The organism is Ewingella allii, from assembly GCF_044430645.1.
Lineage (GTDB): Bacteria > Pseudomonadota > Gammaproteobacteria > Enterobacterales > Enterobacteriaceae > Ewingella > Ewingella allii.
This window is the reverse complement of record NZ_JAWUDN010000007.1, coordinates 111,558-128,559: the sequence shown is the minus strand read 5'-3', so window position 1 is coordinate 128,559 and position 17,002 is coordinate 111,558. Positions and strand designations below refer to the sequence as shown.

The 17,002-nt window shown below is 56.9% G+C and carries 19 protein-coding genes; 10 read left to right on the top strand and 9 right to left on the bottom strand.

What is annotated here, in order from left to right; translation table 11 throughout:
- The first annotated feature begins 4 nt into the window (after positions 1-4).
- The 3 genes from SBO83_RS15835 to SBO83_RS15825 all read left to right on the top strand — a co-directional run bounded on the left by SBO83_RS15835 (position 5) and on the right by SBO83_RS15825 (position 2,033).
- A complete protein-coding gene (locus SBO83_RS15835) occupies positions 5-1,303 on the top strand; it encodes an NtaA/DmoA family FMN-dependent monooxygenase (RefSeq protein ID WP_396132194.1) in 1,299 nt (432 codons plus the stop codon).
- 157 nt (positions 1,304-1,460) lie between these two features.
- Entirely contained in the window at positions 1,461-1,682 is a 222-nt protein-coding gene (locus tag SBO83_RS15830) for a putative periplasmic lipoprotein (protein WP_034796191.1), read from the top strand.
- Positions 1,683-1,811: 129 nt separating this feature from the next.
- A complete protein-coding gene (locus SBO83_RS15825; RefSeq protein WP_396132193.1) occupies positions 1,812-2,033 on the top strand; it encodes a hypothetical protein in 222 nt (73 codons plus the stop codon).
- Positions 2,034-2,051: 18 nt separating this feature from the next.
- Here the strand turns inward: SBO83_RS15825 and lldD are convergent, their stop codons facing one another.
- The 8 genes from lldD to SBO83_RS15785 form a co-directional block, all read right to left on the bottom strand.
- Positions 2,052-3,197: an FMN-dependent L-lactate dehydrogenase LldD gene (gene lldD, locus SBO83_RS15820; RefSeq protein WP_353504057.1), complete on the bottom strand. Its 1,146-nt coding sequence runs from the start codon at positions 3,195-3,197 to the stop codon at positions 2,052-2,054.
- 43 nt (positions 3,198-3,240) lie between these two features.
- Entirely contained in the window at positions 3,241-4,476 is a 1,236-nt protein-coding gene (gene fucP, locus SBO83_RS15815) for an L-fucose:H+ symporter permease (protein ID WP_396132192.1), read from the bottom strand.
- A 95-nt stretch (positions 4,477-4,571) separates the two neighbouring features.
- Positions 4,572-4,916: an L-rhamnose mutarotase gene (locus tag SBO83_RS15810; protein ID WP_396132191.1), complete on the bottom strand. Its 345-nt coding sequence runs from the start codon at positions 4,914-4,916 to the stop codon at positions 4,572-4,574.
- On the bottom strand, positions 4,913-5,689 hold the full coding sequence (locus tag SBO83_RS15805) for an L-fucose dehydrogenase (RefSeq protein ID WP_396132190.1): 777 nt from the start codon (positions 5,687-5,689) through the stop codon (positions 4,913-4,915). Before SBO83_RS15805 ends, SBO83_RS15810 begins: the two co-directional genes overlap by 4 nt.
- Before the next feature lie 2 nt (positions 5,690-5,691).
- Positions 5,692-6,543, bottom strand: a complete 852-nt coding sequence (locus SBO83_RS15800) for an amidohydrolase family protein (RefSeq protein WP_396132189.1) — start codon at positions 6,541-6,543, stop codon at positions 5,692-5,694.
- A gap of 25 nt (positions 6,544-6,568) precedes the next feature.
- Positions 6,569-7,846 (bottom strand): L-fuconate dehydratase, encoded by a 1,278-nt coding sequence (locus tag SBO83_RS15795; RefSeq protein ID WP_396132188.1) that lies wholly within the window; start codon positions 7,844-7,846, stop codon positions 6,569-6,571.
- Positions 7,847-7,866: 20 nt separating this feature from the next.
- Positions 7,867-8,709 carry a fumarylacetoacetate hydrolase family protein gene (locus SBO83_RS15790; RefSeq protein WP_396132187.1) on the bottom strand — a complete coding sequence of 281 codons (843 nt, stop codon included), beginning with the start codon at positions 8,707-8,709 and terminating at the stop codon, positions 7,867-7,869.
- A gap of 42 nt (positions 8,710-8,751) precedes the next feature.
- Positions 8,752-9,492, bottom strand: coding sequence for an SDR family oxidoreductase (locus SBO83_RS15785; RefSeq protein ID WP_396132186.1), 741 nt, complete (start codon positions 9,490-9,492; stop codon positions 8,752-8,754).
- Between the two features lie 235 nt (positions 9,493-9,727).
- Between SBO83_RS15785 and SBO83_RS15780 the strand changes: the two genes are divergently transcribed.
- The 6 genes from SBO83_RS15780 to uilS all read left to right on the top strand — a co-directional run bounded on the left by SBO83_RS15780 (position 9,728) and on the right by uilS (position 15,337).
- The gene (locus SBO83_RS15780) at positions 9,728-10,489 is read left to right on the top strand and encodes an FCD domain-containing protein (RefSeq protein WP_396132185.1); all 762 of its coding nucleotides are present in this window, start codon (positions 9,728-9,730) and stop codon (positions 10,487-10,489) included.
- 20 nt (positions 10,490-10,509) lie between these two features.
- Positions 10,510-10,935 (top strand): DCC1-like thiol-disulfide oxidoreductase family protein, encoded by a 426-nt coding sequence (locus SBO83_RS15775; protein WP_396132184.1) that lies wholly within the window; start codon positions 10,510-10,512, stop codon positions 10,933-10,935.
- 227 nt (positions 10,936-11,162) lie between these two features.
- Entirely contained in the window at positions 11,163-12,161 is a 999-nt protein-coding gene (locus SBO83_RS15770; RefSeq protein WP_396132183.1) for an ROK family protein, read from the top strand.
- A 142-nt stretch (positions 12,162-12,303) separates the two neighbouring features.
- Positions 12,304-13,464, top strand: coding sequence for an MFS transporter (locus SBO83_RS15765; protein WP_396132182.1), 1,161 nt, complete (start codon positions 12,304-12,306; stop codon positions 13,462-13,464).
- Between the two features lie 72 nt (positions 13,465-13,536).
- Complete coding sequence (locus SBO83_RS15760) at positions 13,537-14,352, top strand: Cof-type HAD-IIB family hydrolase (RefSeq protein WP_396132181.1); 816 nt, start codon at positions 13,537-13,539, stop codon at positions 14,350-14,352.
- A 121-nt stretch (positions 14,353-14,473) separates the two neighbouring features.
- Positions 14,474-15,337, top strand: coding sequence for a UilS family quorum-quenching N-acyl-homoserine lactonase (gene uilS, locus SBO83_RS15755; protein ID WP_353504069.1), 864 nt, complete (start codon positions 14,474-14,476; stop codon positions 15,335-15,337).
- A 25-nt stretch (positions 15,338-15,362) separates the two neighbouring features.
- Here uilS and SBO83_RS15750 read toward each other — a convergent pair whose 3' ends face one another.
- Entirely contained in the window at positions 15,363-16,250 is an 888-nt protein-coding gene (locus tag SBO83_RS15750; RefSeq protein WP_396132180.1) for a LysR substrate-binding domain-containing protein, read from the bottom strand.
- A gap of 94 nt (positions 16,251-16,344) precedes the next feature.
- Between SBO83_RS15750 and SBO83_RS15745 the strand changes: the two genes are divergently transcribed.
- Positions 16,345-16,953, top strand: coding sequence for a short chain dehydrogenase (locus SBO83_RS15745; protein WP_034796212.1), 609 nt, complete (start codon positions 16,345-16,347; stop codon positions 16,951-16,953).
- Positions 16,954-17,002 lie beyond the last annotated feature (49 nt).

The window sequence follows — 17,002 nt, the reverse complement described above, 5'->3', positions numbered from 1 at the left end:
TACCGTGGCTGGAAACAACAGAAGACGCTTAAAAACGCTGGTGGGGGCGGGAAGTTACCTCTATGCCGCCAACGACACTCGGCCATTACCGGGCATAAAACGCGCCGTTGAGCTGGCGCGTAAGGCCGAAGCGCAGAAAATTACCGGGCTGTTTACCGCCGACTTACTGCAAGCCGATCCCGCCGGTTTGGCGGGGTCTACCGGCAGTCAGGACCCGCTGATCACGCTGGCCGCGCTCAGTCAGGTCACCGAGCATATTGGTCTGGTCGCCACGGTGTCGACCACCTATCAGCACCCTTATAATCTGGCCCGGCTGGTAGCGACGCTTGACCATGTCAGCGGCGGTCGCGCCGCGTGGAACGCCGTCACCTCCTCGGTAGGCGAAGAGAATTTCGGCGGAGCTAATCTGCCAGACCCTTCCCAACGCTACGCCCGCGCGGCAGAGTTTATTGCCGTGCTGAACGCATTGTTTGACGCCAACGAGGCCAGCGCGGTGCAGCGCACGGCGTCCGGCGGCACCAAGATTGATCCATTAAAGCTGCATCCGGTGAATTTCCACGGCGATTTCTTCCGCGTGCAAGGGCCGTTAAACGTGCCGGTTCCGCCCCAGCGGCGGCCAGTGCAGTTTCAGGCCGGCCAGTCGGAAGAGGGGGTTTCCGTCGGCGCGCGCTATGCCGAAGTGATTTATACCTCGCAGCCAACCTTCGAGGACGCCGTGGCCTTCGTCGAGCAGTTGCACCAGCGGGCGCGGGCCTATGGCCGACACGAAAATCTGCCGTTTGTGATGAACTCTTTCCATTCGGTTATTGGCGAAAGCGATGCCGACGTGGCGCGCCGACTGCGCGAAAAGCATGAACGCATCGACTACCAGCAGGGGCGGCTCAAGCTGGCCGATATGCTGGGAGGCGAGATTGATTTGAGCGACGTGTCGCTCGACCAGCCTCTGCCCGCCAGCCTGTTGCCCGACGTGGCGCAGGTCAATCGCCGTCGCGGCCGTGCGGAGATTTTCAAACGCTTCGCCCAGCAAGGTTTAACCGTGCGCGAATTGATCATTCAGGCGCAGGAAACTGGCCACTGGTTTAACGCTGGGACGCCGGAACAGCTGGCCGACGCCATTGAAAAACGCTATCACGCCGGGGTACTGGATGTGATTTCCCTCCACGGTTTAGGCCAGCCCGATCAGGAAGATTTGCTGCTCAACGGCCTGCTGCCCGAGTTGCGAAAACGCCATCTGCTTGACGAGGATTATCTCGGCTATACCTTCCGCGAGAACCTCGAACTGCCGCCGCTTACGCTTTCTTAGCACTTGGCGCAGAGTTCCCGCGGTTCATTGCTGAAACTTTACATTCCAAATAATTTGCAAATATTCCCCGATAATGGCGCGCGATAGAAAAGTGGTAAAGTCGCGCGATAATCACCCAGCCTGCCATTGCAGAGGGTGACACCATGAAGGGAATACCATGAAAAAATTCATTATCGCTGGGCTATTGGCAACCTTACTGGCGGGCTGCGCCACCAACTCTCCGTGCCCGCCGATGTACGACTCCGAAGGCCGTTTGGTTCACACCAACACCTGTATGAAAGGCACCACGCAGGACAACTGGGATACCGCAGGCGCCGTCGCCGGTGGTGTTGCCGCCGTCGCCGCCGTGACCTTGGGTATCGTTGCCTTAACCAAGTAACCCGAGATCTCGCTCTGCATCACGCCCGCTTATTGCGGGCGTTTTTGTTGGTGCAATAGTTATTTTCAATCTGGCAATAATGAGAGTAAAAGCGCTAAGCTGGGTAAAAGGACTTAGGAGGAAGTTACTATGGCTCGCTTGGTGATTGATCTATCTGAGAAGGAACTTCAACGGTTAGATGAGTTGGGAACCTTGTTACAGGTTCCCCGAGATGAAGTTATACGAAAAGCTATTACCGTATTAGCGCACACCAGTGGCCTGATTCAAAGCGACTCAGCTTTTGGACTCTGGGCAAACCAGCCGGTCGAAGGCGTTGCCTTTGAAAACCAGAGTCGTGACGAGTGGCGATAATTACTTTGTCTGACTAGGTTAACCAAAACTCCCCGCTACCAAAGAATCTCTACTGATATCGGCGATGGTCTTTGCACCGGTCAGGGTCATGGCGACGCGCATCTCTTTTTCGATCAATTCCAATAAGTTTATCACCCCGGCTTCGCCCGCGGCGGCGAGGGCGTAGACGAAAGCGCGGCCCAGCAGCACGCTGTCGGCACCGAGGGCAATCATGCGTACCACGTCCAGACCCGTGCGGATGCCGGAGTCGGCCAAGATCGTGATATCCCCTTTCACCGCGTCGGCGATGGCGGGCAGGGCGCGAGTGGTGGAGAGCACGCCGTCCAGCTGGCGGCCGCCGTGGTTAGAAACGATGATGCCGTCTGCGCCAAATCTCACCGCGTCTTTTGCGTCTTCCGGGTCAAGAATGCCTTTGATGATCATTGGCCCTTTCCAAAATTCGCGGATCCACTCCAAATCCTTCCATGAAATCGACGGGTCGAAGTTGGCTCCCAGCCAGCCGATATAGTCCTCAAGGGTGGTGGGTTTGCCGCGATAAGCCGAGACATTGCCCAAGTCGTGCGGCTTGCCGTTCAGGCCGACATCCCACGCCCACTGCGGGTGCGTCACGGCTTGTAGGATGCGGCGTGCAGCGGCATTTGGGCCACTCATGCCGGAGTGAGCGTCACGGTAGCGCGCCCCCGGCACTGGCATATCGACGGTGAACACCAGCGTCTTGACGCCTGCCGCCTGCGCGCGCTCCAGCGCATTGCGCATGAATCCACGGTCCTTCAACACATACAGCTGGAACCACATCGGCCGGTCGATAGCTGGCGCCACTTCCTCAATTGGGCAAACCGACACGGTGGACAGCGTGAAAGGGATGCCTTTCTTGGCGGCGGCGCGCGCGGCCTGCACTTCGCCACGGCGGGCGTACATGCCGGTTAACCCCACCGGGGCGAGGATCACCGGCATCGCCAACTGTTCGCCGAACAGCGTGGTGGCGGTGCTCAGCTCGGACATATTATTAAGAATGCGCTGGCGCAGCGCGATATCCGCTAAGTCCGCGGTGTTACGGCGTAACGTATGTTCGTTGTAGGCACCACCGTCAATATAGTGGAATAGGAAGGGCGGCAGCCTGCGCTGCGCGGCCGCCCGATAGTCAGTTGAAGCAGAAATAATCATAATAGTTCAGCATTCCTTTGGATTTCCCGGCAAGCCGATGCGCTTAACGCGCTCTCTGACGTAAACCATAGACTAGCACCACGGCAAAACAAGCCAGCGGCAGGAGATAGGAGACCGCCGTGTCGTAATGGTCAGCGACCGCGCCCATTAGGTAAGGCATGATTGCCCCGCCGACAATCGCCATGATCATCACCGAGCTGGCGCGTTTGGTCTGCTTGCCCATGTCCTTGACGCCCATGGCGAAAATGGTGGGGAACATGATCGACATAAAGAAGAACACCGCCACCAGCGCGATCACCGAGACATTATCAATCCCCGCCACCACGATGCCGCACAGCACAATATTAATGATGGCGTAAATCACCAGCAGGGTAGCCGGGCGCACAAAGCCCATCAGCCAGGTGCTGAAGAAGCGGCCGATCATGAAGCTCACCAGCCCGATAGACAGCAGATAAGAGGCATTCTGGTTCGACAGCGTGTGCCAGTGCTCGGTGGTGTAGTTGATGAAGAACGCGCCGACGCCAACCTGTGCCGCCACGTAGAAGAACTGTGCAATTACGCCGCCGGTGAAGTGGCCGTGCTGCCACAGACCTTTTTCCAAGCCGCTGGCCTGCTGAGATGCAGAGCCACTCTCGCGAATATCTGGCAGCTTGGTGCGGCCAAACAGCAGGGCAATCAGCAGCACCAGTACGGCGATGGCGACATAGGTTATTTTTACCGAATCGAGGCTTTCTGACGCCGGACCTTGGGTGGCGCTAAAGAACAGCGAACCGCCGATGATTGGCCCAACGAACTGGCCCAAGCCATTAAAGGATTGCGCTAAATTCAGGCGGCGTTCGGCCCCCGCAGGCTCACCCAGCACGGTGGCATAAGGGTTGGCGGCGGTTTCCAGACAGCCCAGGCCTAATGCAATCACGAACAGCGCCAGCAAGAACATGGTGAAGCTGCTGGCACCGGCGGCGGGCACAAACAGCAGCGCGCCGAGGGCGTAGAGGCACAGACCCACTAAAATCCCCGCCTTGTAGCCATATCTGTCCATAAAGAAACCGGCGGGCAGGGCGATGACGAAGTAAGCGCCGAAGTAAGCCGCCTGTAGCAGACCGGACTGGGCTTTATTGACGTGCAGCACTTCCTGAAAATGCTTATTCAGCACGTCGAGCAGGCCGTAGGACAAGCCCCAGAGGAAGAACAGCGTGGTGACCAGCATAAAGGCCAGCCGGAATCCGGAGGCCGCTTTTTGCCCTGCATAAGCAGGGTTTTCGGTTTTATTGGCGAGCATGGTTAATTCCTTGATATCTGGTTGCAGGGTTTGTTTCAGCACGGGGCTGGTTTTTTATGTCAGATAACTTGAAAAACAATCTCTTAGGTTACGAGCTAGGGCTGGTCTGAAAGCGCAAAAATTCGCTTCAGCTCGACCCACTTTTCACCTGCGGGCGTCCATGGCGTGGGGCGCTGATACTTCCACATCAGCTGCTCCCATTCGCAGATTTTTGGGTTCTCCTGACTGTGAAGGGCGAACTGCTCGCCGTCGAAGTCATCCGTGGTGTCCATCACCATAAATAGCCGGTTGCCCAGCAGGTAAATCTCCATCTCCACAATGCCGTGCTGGCGCAGATGTTCGGCGACCTCCGGCCAGATGCGCTGATGGTGCTGCTGATATTCGGCGATCAGCTGGGGGTCATCGACCAGATCCAGGGCCTGACAGAAGCGGCGGCTCATGTCAGCGCCCGATCAAGGTGGGTGTAGCCGCCGTCGACCGACAGCCACTGGCCGGTGGTGTGCGAGGCGCGGGACGAGAGCAGGAACACCACGGTATTGGCGATTTCCTGCGGCGTGGTCATGCGCTGGCCGAGGGGGATATGCGACGTAATTTGGCTGAGCTTTTCTTCAGGCTTATCAAAGCTTTTAATCCAGCGCTCATACAGCGGAGTCATCACCTCGGCGGGGATCACCGCGTTGACGCGAATGCCGTCTTTGAGCAGCGCGGCCGCCCATTCGCGGGTCAGCCCCAGCACCCCGCCCTTGGCAGAGGCATAACCGCTGGTGTTGCCTTGCCCGGTCAGCGCCGTTTTGGAGCTGATATTGACGATGGCTCCGCCACTGGCGCGCAGCGCCTCAAGGCTGAGGTGGGCCATCAGGTAGTAGTGGATCAGGTTCTGCTCCAGCGAGCGCACAAAGGCTTCGCGCCCGGCTTCTAGCCCCACGCTGTCATTGGCTCCGGCGTTGTTCACCAGGCCGTCGATGCTGCCGTAGCGGGTTAACACCTCTTTCACCGCCCGCGTGCAGCTGGCTTCGTCGCGCAGCTCGGTGAGTACAAAGCCTGCCCGCGGCTGAAGCTGTTGCAGCTGATGCATCAGCTCGTTGGCCGGTTCGGTATTGCTGATGATCACCGGAATGGCCCCTTCTTCGGCCAGAGTCAGCGAAATGGCGGACCCAATGCCGGAGCCACCGCCGGTGACGATCACCACTTTGTTATCGAGATGCAGGTTCATGGTTACTCCAAAAATGCGTTTTGCAGGTTGTACAGGCGGTAAGCGTTACCACCGAAAATGGCGTCCTGCTGGTCACGACTTAGCACGGCGGTGGCCCGTTGGCACAGGGTTAGCGCGTCTTCGTAGCTCCCCGCGAGCAGGCAGACCGGCCAGTCGGAGCCAAACAGCAGGCGCTCGGGGCCGAAGGCGTCCAGCGCCACCTCAAAATAGGGCAGTAGGTCGTTGGCCGTCATGCCCGCCGGGCGCGGCTCGGTTAACAGGCCGGAGAGCTTACAGCTGACGTGCTCCAGCTTGGCGAAAGGAGCAATCTGCTGCGCCCAGTGGCCCGCGCCTCGGCTGAGATCAGGCTTACCGAAATGGTCCAGAATCACTGGGTGCTGGTCATGGCGCGCCGCGAACTGCGCGCCTTCATGCAGATGGCGATGGGTCACTAGCAGCTCATACACATAGCCGTGCTGTTGCAACTGGCGAAGACCGCGATTCACCGCGCCGTCGCGCAGCCACGCCGCCGGGTCGGCTTCGTCCTGCACCTGATGGCGAATGCCGCGCAGGAGGGGATGGGCCAGCTGTTCGAGCTGTGCTTCCAGCTTTGGAGAAGCAATATCTACCCAGCCAACCACGCCTTTCACGAAAGCCGCGTGCTCGGCAACCTCCAGCAGCCAGCGCGTTTCCTCGAGGCTTGAACAGGCCTGAACCACCACCGAACCCTGAATAGCGTGACGTTGTAACGCCGGTGCCAGCTGCTCAGGCAATAAATCCTGCTTCAGCTCCGCCATGTCGTCGCTTATCCAGCGATAATCTCGCGGCGTGTAGCGCCAAAAGTGCTGGTGGGCATCGATTTTCGGCTGGCTCATCGCGTCTGCTCCTAAAGCTATGCCATCAGGCGTGGTGGCGATATTGGTCGATAGACGCCTGATGCATCTCGATAGAGAAGCCCGGCGCTTGCGGCGGCATATAGGCCGCGCCCCTGATGTCGCAAGGGTGGACAAAGTGCTCGTGCAGGTGATCAACGTACTCAATCACCCGGCCCTCGTGGGTTCCGGCGATGCAGAGATAGTCGATCATCGATAAATGCTGCACGTATTCGCACAGTCCGACGCCGCCCGCGTGTGGGCATACCGGCAGGTTGTACTTGGCCGCCATCAGCATCACCGCCAGCACCTCGTTGACGCCGCCCATGCGGCAGGCGTCAATCTGCACCACGTCGATGGCTTCGCGCATAATGAACTGTTTAAACATGATGCGGTTCTGGCACATTTCGCCGGTGGCGACTTTCACCGGAGCCACGCCTTGGCGAATTTTGCGATGTCCCTCGATGTCATCCGGGCTGGTGGGTTCTTCGATAAACCACGGCTTGGCGAAGGCCAGCGCGTTGACCCACGGAATGGCGTCGTTGGTTTCCCACACCTGATTGGCGTCAATCATCAGCTTGCGGTCTGGGCCGATCACTTCACGGGCGATACGTACGCGGCGAATGTCGTCTTCTAAATCGCGGCCGACTTTCAGCTTCAGATAATCAAAACCGGCGTCCACGGCTTCTTGGCACAGGCGGCGCAGCTTGTCGTCGGGATAGCCCAGCCAGCCTGCCGAGGTGGTGTAGCACGGGTAACCTTCGGCCAGCAGCTTCTCGACGCGCTGCGCCTTGTTGTCGGCGCGCTGTTGCAGCAGCGTCAGGGCTTCCTGCGGCGTGATGCAGTCCGTGATGTAGCGGAAGTCGATGCAGCGCACCAGCTCTTCTGGCGACATGTCGGCCACCAGTTTCCACAGCGGTTTGCCTTCGGCTTTGCTCCACAGATCCCACACCGCGTTGACTACCGCGCCAGTCGCCAGATGAATCGCCCCCTTGTCTGGCCCAATCCAGCGAAGTTGGCTGTCGCTGGTGAATTCACGCCAGAAAGCCCCCATATTGGCGGTGATTGAAGCCAGATCGCGGCCAATCACCAAATGCTGCAACGCGTTGATGGCGGCGCAGCAGATTTCATTGCCGCGCCCGATGGTAAAGGTCAGGCCGTGCCCGGTCAGCGACGGGTTATCGGTCTCTAAAATGACGTAAGCCGCCGAGTAGTCCGGGTCCGGGTTCATAGCGTCCGAGCCGTCGAGTGCCAGCGAAGTCGGGAAGCGAATGTCTTCAACACGTAATGCAGTGATGGTGGTCATGAGTGACAACTCCTTAAAATTTACGCTTGCACCGTTTTCTGGCGCTGCTCGCCGAGGCCTTCGATCCCCAAATGCATCACTTGTCCGGCTTTCAGGTAGACCGGCGGTTTTTGACCTAATCCTACGCCCGGCGGGGTGCCGGTAGAGATAATGTCGCCCGGCTGTAAACTCATGAAACGGCTTAGGTAACTGACAATTTCCGGCACTTTGAAAATCATGGTACGGGTGTTGCCGTTTTGGTATCGCTTGCCGTCCACTTCCAGCCACAGGTTGAGCTGGTGCGGGTCGGGTATTTCGTCGGCGGTCACCAGCCACGGGCCAATCGGGCCGAAGGTGTCGCAACCTTTACCTTTGTCCCAGGTGCCGCCGCGCTCAATTTGGAATTCACGCTCGGAAACGTCGTTAATCACGCAATAGCCCGCCACGTGGGACAGGGCGTCGGCCTCGCTGATGTAGCGGCCGCCTTTGCCAATCACCACGCCCAGCTCCACTTCCCAGTCGGTTTTTACCGAGTCGCGGGGAATTTCTACATCGTCGTTTGGCCCGACAATTGAGCTGGTCCACTTGTTGAAAATCACCGGCTCTTTGGGGATTTCTGCGCCAGTTTCAGCGGCGTGGTCGGCATAGTTGAGGCCGATGCAGATGAACTTGCCGACGCTGCCAATGCAGGCACCGAGCCGCGGATTGCCGTCAACCAAGGGCAGGCTGTTAATGTCCAGATGGCGCAGCTTATCGAGTGAGGCGGGCAGCAGGGCGTCGCCGCCGATGTCGCTCACCTGAGCCGATAAATCGCGGATCTTGCCGTTGTTGTCCAGAATGGCCGGGCGCTCTTTGCCTGCCGGGCCGTAGCGTAATAATTTCATACCAAAATCCTTCTAATTGAATGTGTTACCAAGGCGCGAAGATCAGTTGCTCCAGCCGCCATCAATGATTTGCACCGTGCCGGTGGTGTAGGAACTGGCATCCGAGGCCAGATACAGCGCCAGTTGGGCGATCTCTTCGGTTTTGCCGATGCGGCCAATCGGCTGGCGCGCCACAAAGGCTTGGTAGACCTCTTCCTCGCTGCGCCCTTCGGCTTCGGCCTGAGCGGCAATGCGCTGGCGCAGAGAAGGGGATTCGACGGTGCCGGGGCAGATAGCGTTACAGCGAATGCCCTGCGTGACGTAGTCGGCGGCGACCGAGCGCGTCAGGCCAATCACCGCGGCCTTGGTGGCGCTGTAGGCAAAACGGTTTGGCACGCCCTTGATGCTGGAGGCCACGGAGGACATGTTGATGATTGAGCCTGCTTTGCGCTCGAGCATGGCGGGCAGGAAGGCGCGGATCATGTGGAACATGGCGCTGACGTTGAGGTCCAGTGCGAACTGCCAATCGCGTTCGGTGCAGCTGAGAATGTCGCCGCTGTGTACCACGCCCGCGCAGTTGAACAGCACGTCCACTGGGCCGATTTTTTTGGCAATCTGGCTGATGGCCTGTGGGTTGGTCACGTCGAGGAGGTGTGGCTCAATCCCACGGATGCCGTGAAGCTGGTCGATATTGATATCGGTGGCGAAAACCTGCGCCCCCTGTTTGGCAAAAAGGTTGGCAGTGGTGAAGCCAATCCCCTGTCCCGCTGCGGTGATCAGCACTTTTTTCCCGGTCAGATCCATGATTTCTCCGAAGACGATGTGGTGAATTTAGGTCTAATGGTCAGGCCATTGAAGGCGAAAAAAACGGGTCAAGTCAGGCTCTTTTTGCTATCTTTTTGCTAAAATACCAGCCAGAGTGCAACTTAAAACGCCTTTTCATTTAACTAGTTTTTTACATGCATAAAACAATTCAGCAAGATTTTTGTCCCATAAATGTTAGCTGAATCACTTAATTTAAAATGACTTCAGGTGTCCGATGCCGATAAAAAAATTAGAAAATCCTCGTATTTACAGGCAGATAGCTGATCAACTGAAAACCTTAATTGATAATAAAGAATTTCCACCCGGCAGCCGCCTGCCCGCCGAGCGCGAACTGGCCAGCCAGTTACAGGTCAGCCGCGCCTCGGTGCGTGAAGCGCTGATCGCGCTGGAAGTGATCGGTTTGGTGGACGTTAAGGTGGGAAATGGCGTGATCGTCCGCGAACAGCCGGCATTTGTGCAACAATCTACCCAAGAGCCGGTAATGGCTCAGGCGGGGCGCAACCAGTGGGCGGATGTCGACGATGAGCTGAATATCAAGCTGGATTTCACCGCCGAACTGCCGCCATTTTCACTGTTACAGACCAGAAGATTGATCGAACCTGAAACAGCCGCGCTGGCGGCAAGATACGCGTCTGATGAGGAGTTGGCGGGTATCAGGCAGGCATATGAGCAGAACTGCCGCGATAATCGCCAAGGTTCAGCGACCCATCCCGGTGACCGTTTGTTTCATATTCGCATCGCGCAGGCTAGCGGAAACCCGGCCTATGCTTTTATCATTGCTCATCTGCTCGGACATCGTTATGGCACCATGTTCCGCGGGCTACAGTTGCACTATACGCCGCAGGATATGCCGCATCGTTCGGAAGTCGAGCATCTGGCTATTCTGACGGCTCTTGAAGCGCGCGATACTCGCGCCGCGAAAAAGGCGATGAAAGAACATCTGGACGCGGTGATCGCCATTTTTGGTCGCGGCTAACAGACTTACTGGAGCACAGCATGCGCGGCAATCCCCCTTATATTCAGCCCGGTGACCGGATAGTGATTTTCGACGGCACCTGCAAATTGTGCATCGGCTGGGTCAATTTCCTGATTCGCCATGACCGACACCGTACGGTGCGCATGGTGCCGGTGCAGTCGGAAAAGGGCAAAGCGCTGTTTGTCTGGTCCGGGCTGCCGGCCGACAAGATCAACACCATCGTGTTGATTGATAAGGGGGAAGTGTTCCTGCGCTCTGAGGCAATTTTCCGCGCCATGAGTGGTTTACCCGCGCCCGGGCGCTGGATGGGAATATTGCGCATTTTCCCGCAATCCTTCCGCGACATGTGTTACAACCGCATTGCTATCAACCGTTACCGGCTGTTTGGCCGTTACGATGCAGTACAGAAACTCGATGCTGACCACGCTCAGCGCTTTTTGGATTAGGGATACCGGCGGTTCTACATGGCGGGTTATCAGCCACCCGCGTGAAATGGCGGTACAAATGTCGATAGAAAAGTCGCCGTACCGTAGAACGTAATGTTAAAGTCCTGCAAGAAAAGGGGCTGTTGACCCGCGTTGGCCCGACCAAGAACGACGTGTGGCGCGTGGTTAATCCCTTTTAGTTCAACGAATTAATTTCCATCCTGCTTACTCCCGGTTTATGAGGCGTTATGAATACCCCAGTTACCCGCACAACTCGCGAAATCAAAAAACACAACGTGGTGCTGGTGATTAATGCCTTAAAAGCGCTGACGTCGGCGACCAAGGCCGAGTTGGCAGCGCACACTGGGTTAAGCATTGCCACCTGTGGCACGGTGCTCAATGAACTCTGCCTGACGGGAGAGGTGATGGCGCTGGCGCAGGACGTTTCCAGCGGCGGGCGTCCGGCCCAGCGTTTCGCCTGTGACCCAAGCTTCTTCTCATTGCTCAGCCTGTACGTCGAAGGCACGACCGAGCAGAGCCGCATCGTGGTGTCCGTTTGCTCGGCTTTGGGCGAGGTGCTGGATCAGTGGGATAAGCACTTTGAATTCCTCACATTGGCGCAGTTCACTGACACCATTAGCGAGGCGATTGGCCGCCACCCGGCGATCCGCGCGATGGGCATTGGCCTGCCCGGCGTTGTCTCCCAAGGCGAAGTATTAGCCTGCGATATTCCGCTGTTCGAAGGGGTGAAGCTTACCGAGCAGCTGCGCCAGCAGTTCGGCATTTTTGTCGAGGCGGCAAATGACATGAACTACAGCGCCTGGGGCTTTTACCGCAACAGTTGCCCGCATGAGCAAGCGCCGCTGGCCTATATTCTGCAACCTGAGCAGCACTGTACCGGCTGCGGGGTGGTGATTAATGGACAGGTGTTGCAGGGGGCCAGCCACTTTGCCGGAGAAGTTTCCTTCTTGCCGGTGCCGCAGGGCAATGACGTGCCGATTATCACCAAAATGGTCAATCTGGTCAGGTCGCTGGTGGCGGTGATTAACCCCGCAACGATTGCGATTTCCGGCGCGCAAATCTCTCCCGAGGTGATTACTGAAGTCGGCCGCCAATGCCTGCTGACTATCCCTCCACAGCACATGCCCCAGCTGGTGTATCGCCAATCGATTCAGTCAGATTACCTAACCGGCATTGCCGAACTGACGCTGGCGAACTTTCAGCGGCAGCGCATCTTCGCTGACTAATTTCATTTCTTTACCTTCACGGTAGTTGACAATATTTCAGCATAGCCTGTAGATTAACCACTTATTAAAAGACTTTTAATAAGTGGTGGTGATTTCTTTTTCGCGCCCTATTTTCCCTCTGAATACACGTGAGTAACGCTTGATGTCACTGCAAATTGCGACTTCCATTACTGACTCTCCCGTTAATCGTCTGGCGACGCGGGCTATCTTCTTTGTTACCGGTTTGGCGATGGGCCTGTGGGCCGCGCTGGTGCCTTATGCCCAAGTGCGCACGCAAGCGGAGGCGGGAGATCTCGGCCTGCTGCTGCTCTGTTTGGGCAGTGGTTCCCTGCTGGCGATGTTCGGCTCCGGGCGACTGATTGGCCGTTTTGGCTGCCGCTCGATGATTGTGATTGGCATTGCGCTGTTTTGCCTGATGCTGCCGCCGCTGGCGGTTCTGAGCGACATCCGCCTGCTGGCGCTGTCGCTGTTTATCTTCGGCATGGGCATCGGCCTGACCGACGTGGCGATGAACGTGCAGGGTACGCTGATTGAGCAGGCGTCCGACAAACCATTGATGTCTGGTTTCCACTGCCTGTACAGCGTCGGCGGCATTGCCGGGGCGGGCGGCGGCGCGCTATTGCTCAGTGTCGGGCTGCCGCCGTTGCACAGCACGGGCTATGCCGTGGCTTTGGTGGTGCTGATCACCGCCTTCTTCTTCAACCGACTGCTGCCCACCGGTGGCAACGAAGACGCCTCTCATGAACCGGGGCGCAAGGCGCGACCTAACTTCCGCCTGATCCTAATGGCGCTGATGGCGATGATCTGCTTTATGGGCGAAGGCGCGGTGCTCGACTGGGGCGGAGTGTTTCTGACTCAGGACCGCGCGCTGGCGCTGGAGCACGCCGGCTGGGGCTACGCCATCTTTGCTATCACCATGTCGATTATGCGTTTAACCGGCGACGCGGTGGTGAAGAAGCTCGGCCGCAAAAAGGTGCTGGTGTTTGGCGCACTGCTGGGCATCGCGGGTTATTTGCTAGTGGTGCTCGCGCCGGGCTGGAGTAACGCACTGATTGGCTTCGCGCTGGTAGGGATTGGCGTCGCCAACATTGTGCCAGTGCTTATCACGCTGGCCGGGCAAGAGAAGGTGATGCCGGTCAATATGTCGGTCGCAATGGTTGCTACGCTGGGTTATCTCGGGGTGCTGGCCGGTCCAGCATTTATCGGCTTCGTGGCCCACCTTTCCAGTCTGACCGCGGCTTTCGCCATGATGGCGGCGCTGTTTATCGTCATCAGTCTTGGGGCTTATAAACTGAAATACTGATTTTTTCTGAGTGGCATGGTGCCAGCCAGTACGAGGGTACTGGCTTTTTTTTCACAAACTTGGGGAGTTAACATGGCAGTTAAGCTTATCGCCGTCGATATGGACGGGACCTTTTTGAATGAACATGGCGACTATAATCGCCCGCGCTTTGCCCAGCAGTACGCCGAGTTGCAGAGCAGGGGGATCAAGTTTGTGGTCGCCAGCGGCAACCAGTATTACCAGTTAAAAACCTTCTTCGATGAGCTGGATAAAGATATCGCCTATGTCGCCGAAAACGGTGCCTACGTGGTGGACAAACAGCAGCAGATTTACTGCGGGCAGATGCCTCAAGAGCAGATAACGCGGGTGCTAGATTTCATCAGCCAGATTGATTACCTGCAAGTGGTGGTGTGCGGCAGAAGCGGCGCGTACATGCTCAATTCCTTTGGCGATGCCTTCTTCAAGAAGATGAGCCGCTACTACTTCCGCCTGAACCGCATCAGCGATTACGGGCAGATTGACGACGTGATTTTCAAGTTCGCCTTAGAAATGTCGCAAGACCATTTGCCGCAGCTAATGGCAGAGGTGCAGCAGGCGCTGGGCGACATCGTCACGCCGGTTTCCAGCGGCCACGGCTCGGTGGATTTGATTATTCCCGGCAACCACAAGGCCAACGGTTTGAAGCGGATCCAGGCGATTTATGGCGTAGAAGATGCCGAAGTGATGGCCTTTGGTGACGGCGGCAATGATTTAGAAATGCTGAAAAGCGCCGGTTATGGCTTCGCGATGCAAAACGGCCAGCCTGCGGTGTTTACTCATGCCAAGTATCGCGCGGGTTTGCACAGTGAGGAAGCCGTGTTGCAGGTGATTGATGATTGTCTGGAAGGGCGCGGGGTGTTTGCCGGTTAATCCGGCGGGTTGCGCGGTGTATGAAATATTCTGTAGTAATCAAGTCAGAATTAGCCTCTTGTTTCCAAGCTAATTTTGTTGATATACAACGGGCTCCTTTTGTACCAATAAGGTAGTTCAGGTGAAAATTTCAAAATATAAAACCGCAGACGACATCGCTGTAACACTTCATGCACCCCAAACCGGTGAAAATTTACCCGCCATTCTTCTTTGCCACGGCTTTTGCGGTATTCAGGAAATCCTCTTGCCTGCATTCGTGAAAGCCTTTGTTGACGCGGGCTTTGCCGCCGTCACCTTCGACTATCGCGGCTTTGGCGCCAGCGGCGGCGAGAAAGGCCGTTTAGTGCCTGAGATGCAGATCGCGGATATCCTCACCGTACTGGGCACGCTGCAAGATGAAAGCATCATCGACAGCCAGCGCATCGGCCTGTGGGGCACCAGCTTCGGCGGCTGTCACGTGATGGCTGCTGCCGCGCAGGCGGGCGACCGTGTGAAAGCCGTGGTGAGCCAGCTGGGCTTCGCCGACGGTGAAAACGTGGTGACCGGGACGATGTCGCCGGAAGATAAGGCGGGCTTTATCGCCACGCTGGAAAAAATGAATGATAAGAAGTTGGCCACCGGCAAAGAGATGATGGTTTCCATCACCAAAGTGCTAAGCGACGACGAGTCCAAAGCCTTCTTCGAAGAGAATAAAACCCAATATCCAGCGATGGATATCAAGATCCCATTCCTTACCGTGCGCGAAACCCTGCGCTACAAACCCGCCGACCACGCCGCCAAAGTCACCTGTCCGGTGCTGGTGATGGTTGCCGAGCAGGACAAGGTTAACCCGCCGGAGCAGGGCATCGACCTGTACCACGCGCTGACCACTGCCGAGAAAAAGCTCTACGTTGAGCAGGGCGCGAAGCACTACGACTTCTACTCGGGCGAGCATTTCACGCCGGTAGTCGCCGAACAAACCGCATGGTTCAAACGCTGGCTGTAAAGCTGTTCGCGCCCCGGCCTTCTCGTCAGGGCGCGTTTAAACTCAAAATCTGCTCCACCACCCACTGATGCAACGGATTGGACGCCACCCGGCGATGCCATGCCGCCACCACGTCAAAACTCTGCGGTTCCTCGGCAAAGTCTATCGTTTTGAAGTTGCCTAATCGGGTCATAGTGGACGGCACAAAGGCCACCACGTCATTGACCGACAAGAAGCTCTGTAGCGCGGTATAGCAGGGCAGCACGGCAATCACCCGGCGCTCCACCCCCTGCTCCTTCAAAAACGCTTCCACCGTATTGCTAAAATGGTAGCCATTGTTGCCCATCGCCACGTGGGGGAAGGCGGCCAAATCGGCGGGTTGGCGGATCTGCTCGAAAATCGCCGAATGCTCATTGACCACGCAGGCGTAGTGCTCTTGTTGAATCGGGACCTGAGTCAGGCGCTGGTCGATAAACTCGCCAAAACCAATCACGATATCCGCCTCGCCGCTCGCCAGCAGGGCTTCATGGGTGCGGTGGTCGAAGTCAATGATATTGAAAGTGATATTGGGAGCCAGCGCGGTGGCGGCGCGCACGAAAAGCGGCACATAGGAGAGCTGGGCGTACTCATTGGCGATGATGGTGTAAGTCTGATTGGCAGAGGCCAAATCGAAGGGCAAATCATCATAGATTCGATCTACTTCCTTGAGTACCCGCTCGAACTTGGCACACAGCTCGAAGGCGAAGTGGGTCGGTTGCAGGCCGTTACTTTGGCGCAGGAACAGCTCTTCCTGAAACTCTCCGCGTAGCCTTTTCAGGTATCCGCTCACCGCCTGCTGGGTTAAACCCGCCTCCGCCGCCACCTTCGAGACGCTTTTCTCTCTCACCAGTTGGACGAACACCCGCATATGCTTGAGGTCGATTCTATCTATCATAATATGTGATATCTCTTACATGTAATCTCTGTTTTTAATTGTATCACCACTCTCCTAAAGTGTCGGCGAGTTCAACACACACTTAGGAATAAATATGAAAACTGTCATTGTTATTGGCGCGCAGGGCAAGATTGGTCAGGCAGCACTTACCGGTTTAACCAAGCATCGGGTGATCACCGCCAGCCTGTCCGGCAAGGGCTGTGACCATCAGGTGGACATTACCGATAAGGCGTCAATTCGCGCGCTGTTTGAAAAAGTCGGCAAATTTGACGCCGTGGTTAACGCCGCCGGTTTCTGCGAATACGCACCTTTCGCCGAGATGACCGATGAGCAGTGGGAAGCCAGCGTACAGAGCAAAATGCTGGGCCAGATGCGACTGGTCAAAGAGGGGCTGAACTACATCAACGATGGCGGCTCTTTCACCCTGATTTCCGGCATTCTGAATGTGAAACCTATCCCGGAAGGCATTGCCGATGCTACCACCAGCGGCGCTATCGACACCTTCGTGCAATGCGTGGCGCACGAACTGCCGCGCGGCATTCGCATCAACGCCATCAACCCAACCGTGGTTGAAGAAGCTTGGGAATTGTTCGCCGACATGATGCCGGGTTTCCAACCGGTACCAAGCAAATTGGTCGGCAAAGCCTTCGAGCGTTCAGTCGATGGGTTTATTAGCGGGAAAGTACTGTTTGTCGATGCTTAAGCTTATGGATGCTTAAAGCAGCATAAGAAGAGACTTAATATGGGCGCGG

Coding starts and splice junctions, on each gene's coding strand:
- SBO83_RS15830 (WP_034796191.1), top strand. CDS start 1,461: ATGAAAAAATTCATTATCGCTGGGCTATTGGCAACCTTACTGGCGGGC.
- SBO83_RS15825 (WP_396132193.1), top strand. CDS start 1,812: ATGGCTCGCTTGGTGATTGATCTATCTGAGAAGGAACTTCAACGGTTA.
- lldD (WP_353504057.1), bottom strand. CDS start 3,197: ATGATTATTTCTGCTTCAACTGACTATCGGGCGGCCGCGCAGCGCAGG.
- fucP (WP_396132192.1), bottom strand. CDS start 4,476: ATGCTCGCCAATAAAACCGAAAACCCTGCTTATGCAGGGCAAAAAGCG.
- SBO83_RS15810 (WP_396132191.1), bottom strand. CDS start 4,916: ATGAGCCGCCGCTTCTGTCAGGCCCTGGATCTGGTCGATGACCCCCAG.
- SBO83_RS15805 (WP_396132190.1), bottom strand. CDS start 5,689: ATGAACCTGCATCTCGATAACAAAGTGGTGATCGTCACCGGCGGTGGC.
- SBO83_RS15800 (WP_396132189.1), bottom strand. CDS start 6,543: ATGAGCCAGCCGAAAATCGATGCCCACCAGCACTTTTGGCGCTACACG.
- SBO83_RS15795 (WP_396132188.1), bottom strand. CDS start 7,846: ATGACCACCATCACTGCATTACGTGTTGAAGACATTCGCTTCCCGACT.
- SBO83_RS15790 (WP_396132187.1), bottom strand. CDS start 8,709: ATGAAATTATTACGCTACGGCCCGGCAGGCAAAGAGCGCCCGGCCATT.
- SBO83_RS15785 (WP_396132186.1), bottom strand. CDS start 9,492: ATGGATCTGACCGGGAAAAAAGTGCTGATCACCGCAGCGGGACAGGGG.
- SBO83_RS15780 (WP_396132185.1), top strand. CDS start 9,728: ATGCCGATAAAAAAATTAGAAAATCCTCGTATTTACAGGCAGATAGCT.
- SBO83_RS15775 (WP_396132184.1), top strand. CDS start 10,510: ATGCGCGGCAATCCCCCTTATATTCAGCCCGGTGACCGGATAGTGATT.
- SBO83_RS15770 (WP_396132183.1), top strand. CDS start 11,163: ATGAATACCCCAGTTACCCGCACAACTCGCGAAATCAAAAAACACAAC.
- SBO83_RS15765 (WP_396132182.1), top strand. CDS start 12,304: ATGTCACTGCAAATTGCGACTTCCATTACTGACTCTCCCGTTAATCGT.
- SBO83_RS15760 (WP_396132181.1), top strand. CDS start 13,537: ATGGCAGTTAAGCTTATCGCCGTCGATATGGACGGGACCTTTTTGAAT.
- SBO83_RS15750 (WP_396132180.1), bottom strand. CDS start 16,250: ATGATAGATAGAATCGACCTCAAGCATATGCGGGTGTTCGTCCAACTG.
- SBO83_RS15745 (WP_034796212.1), top strand. CDS start 16,345: ATGAAAACTGTCATTGTTATTGGCGCGCAGGGCAAGATTGGTCAGGCA.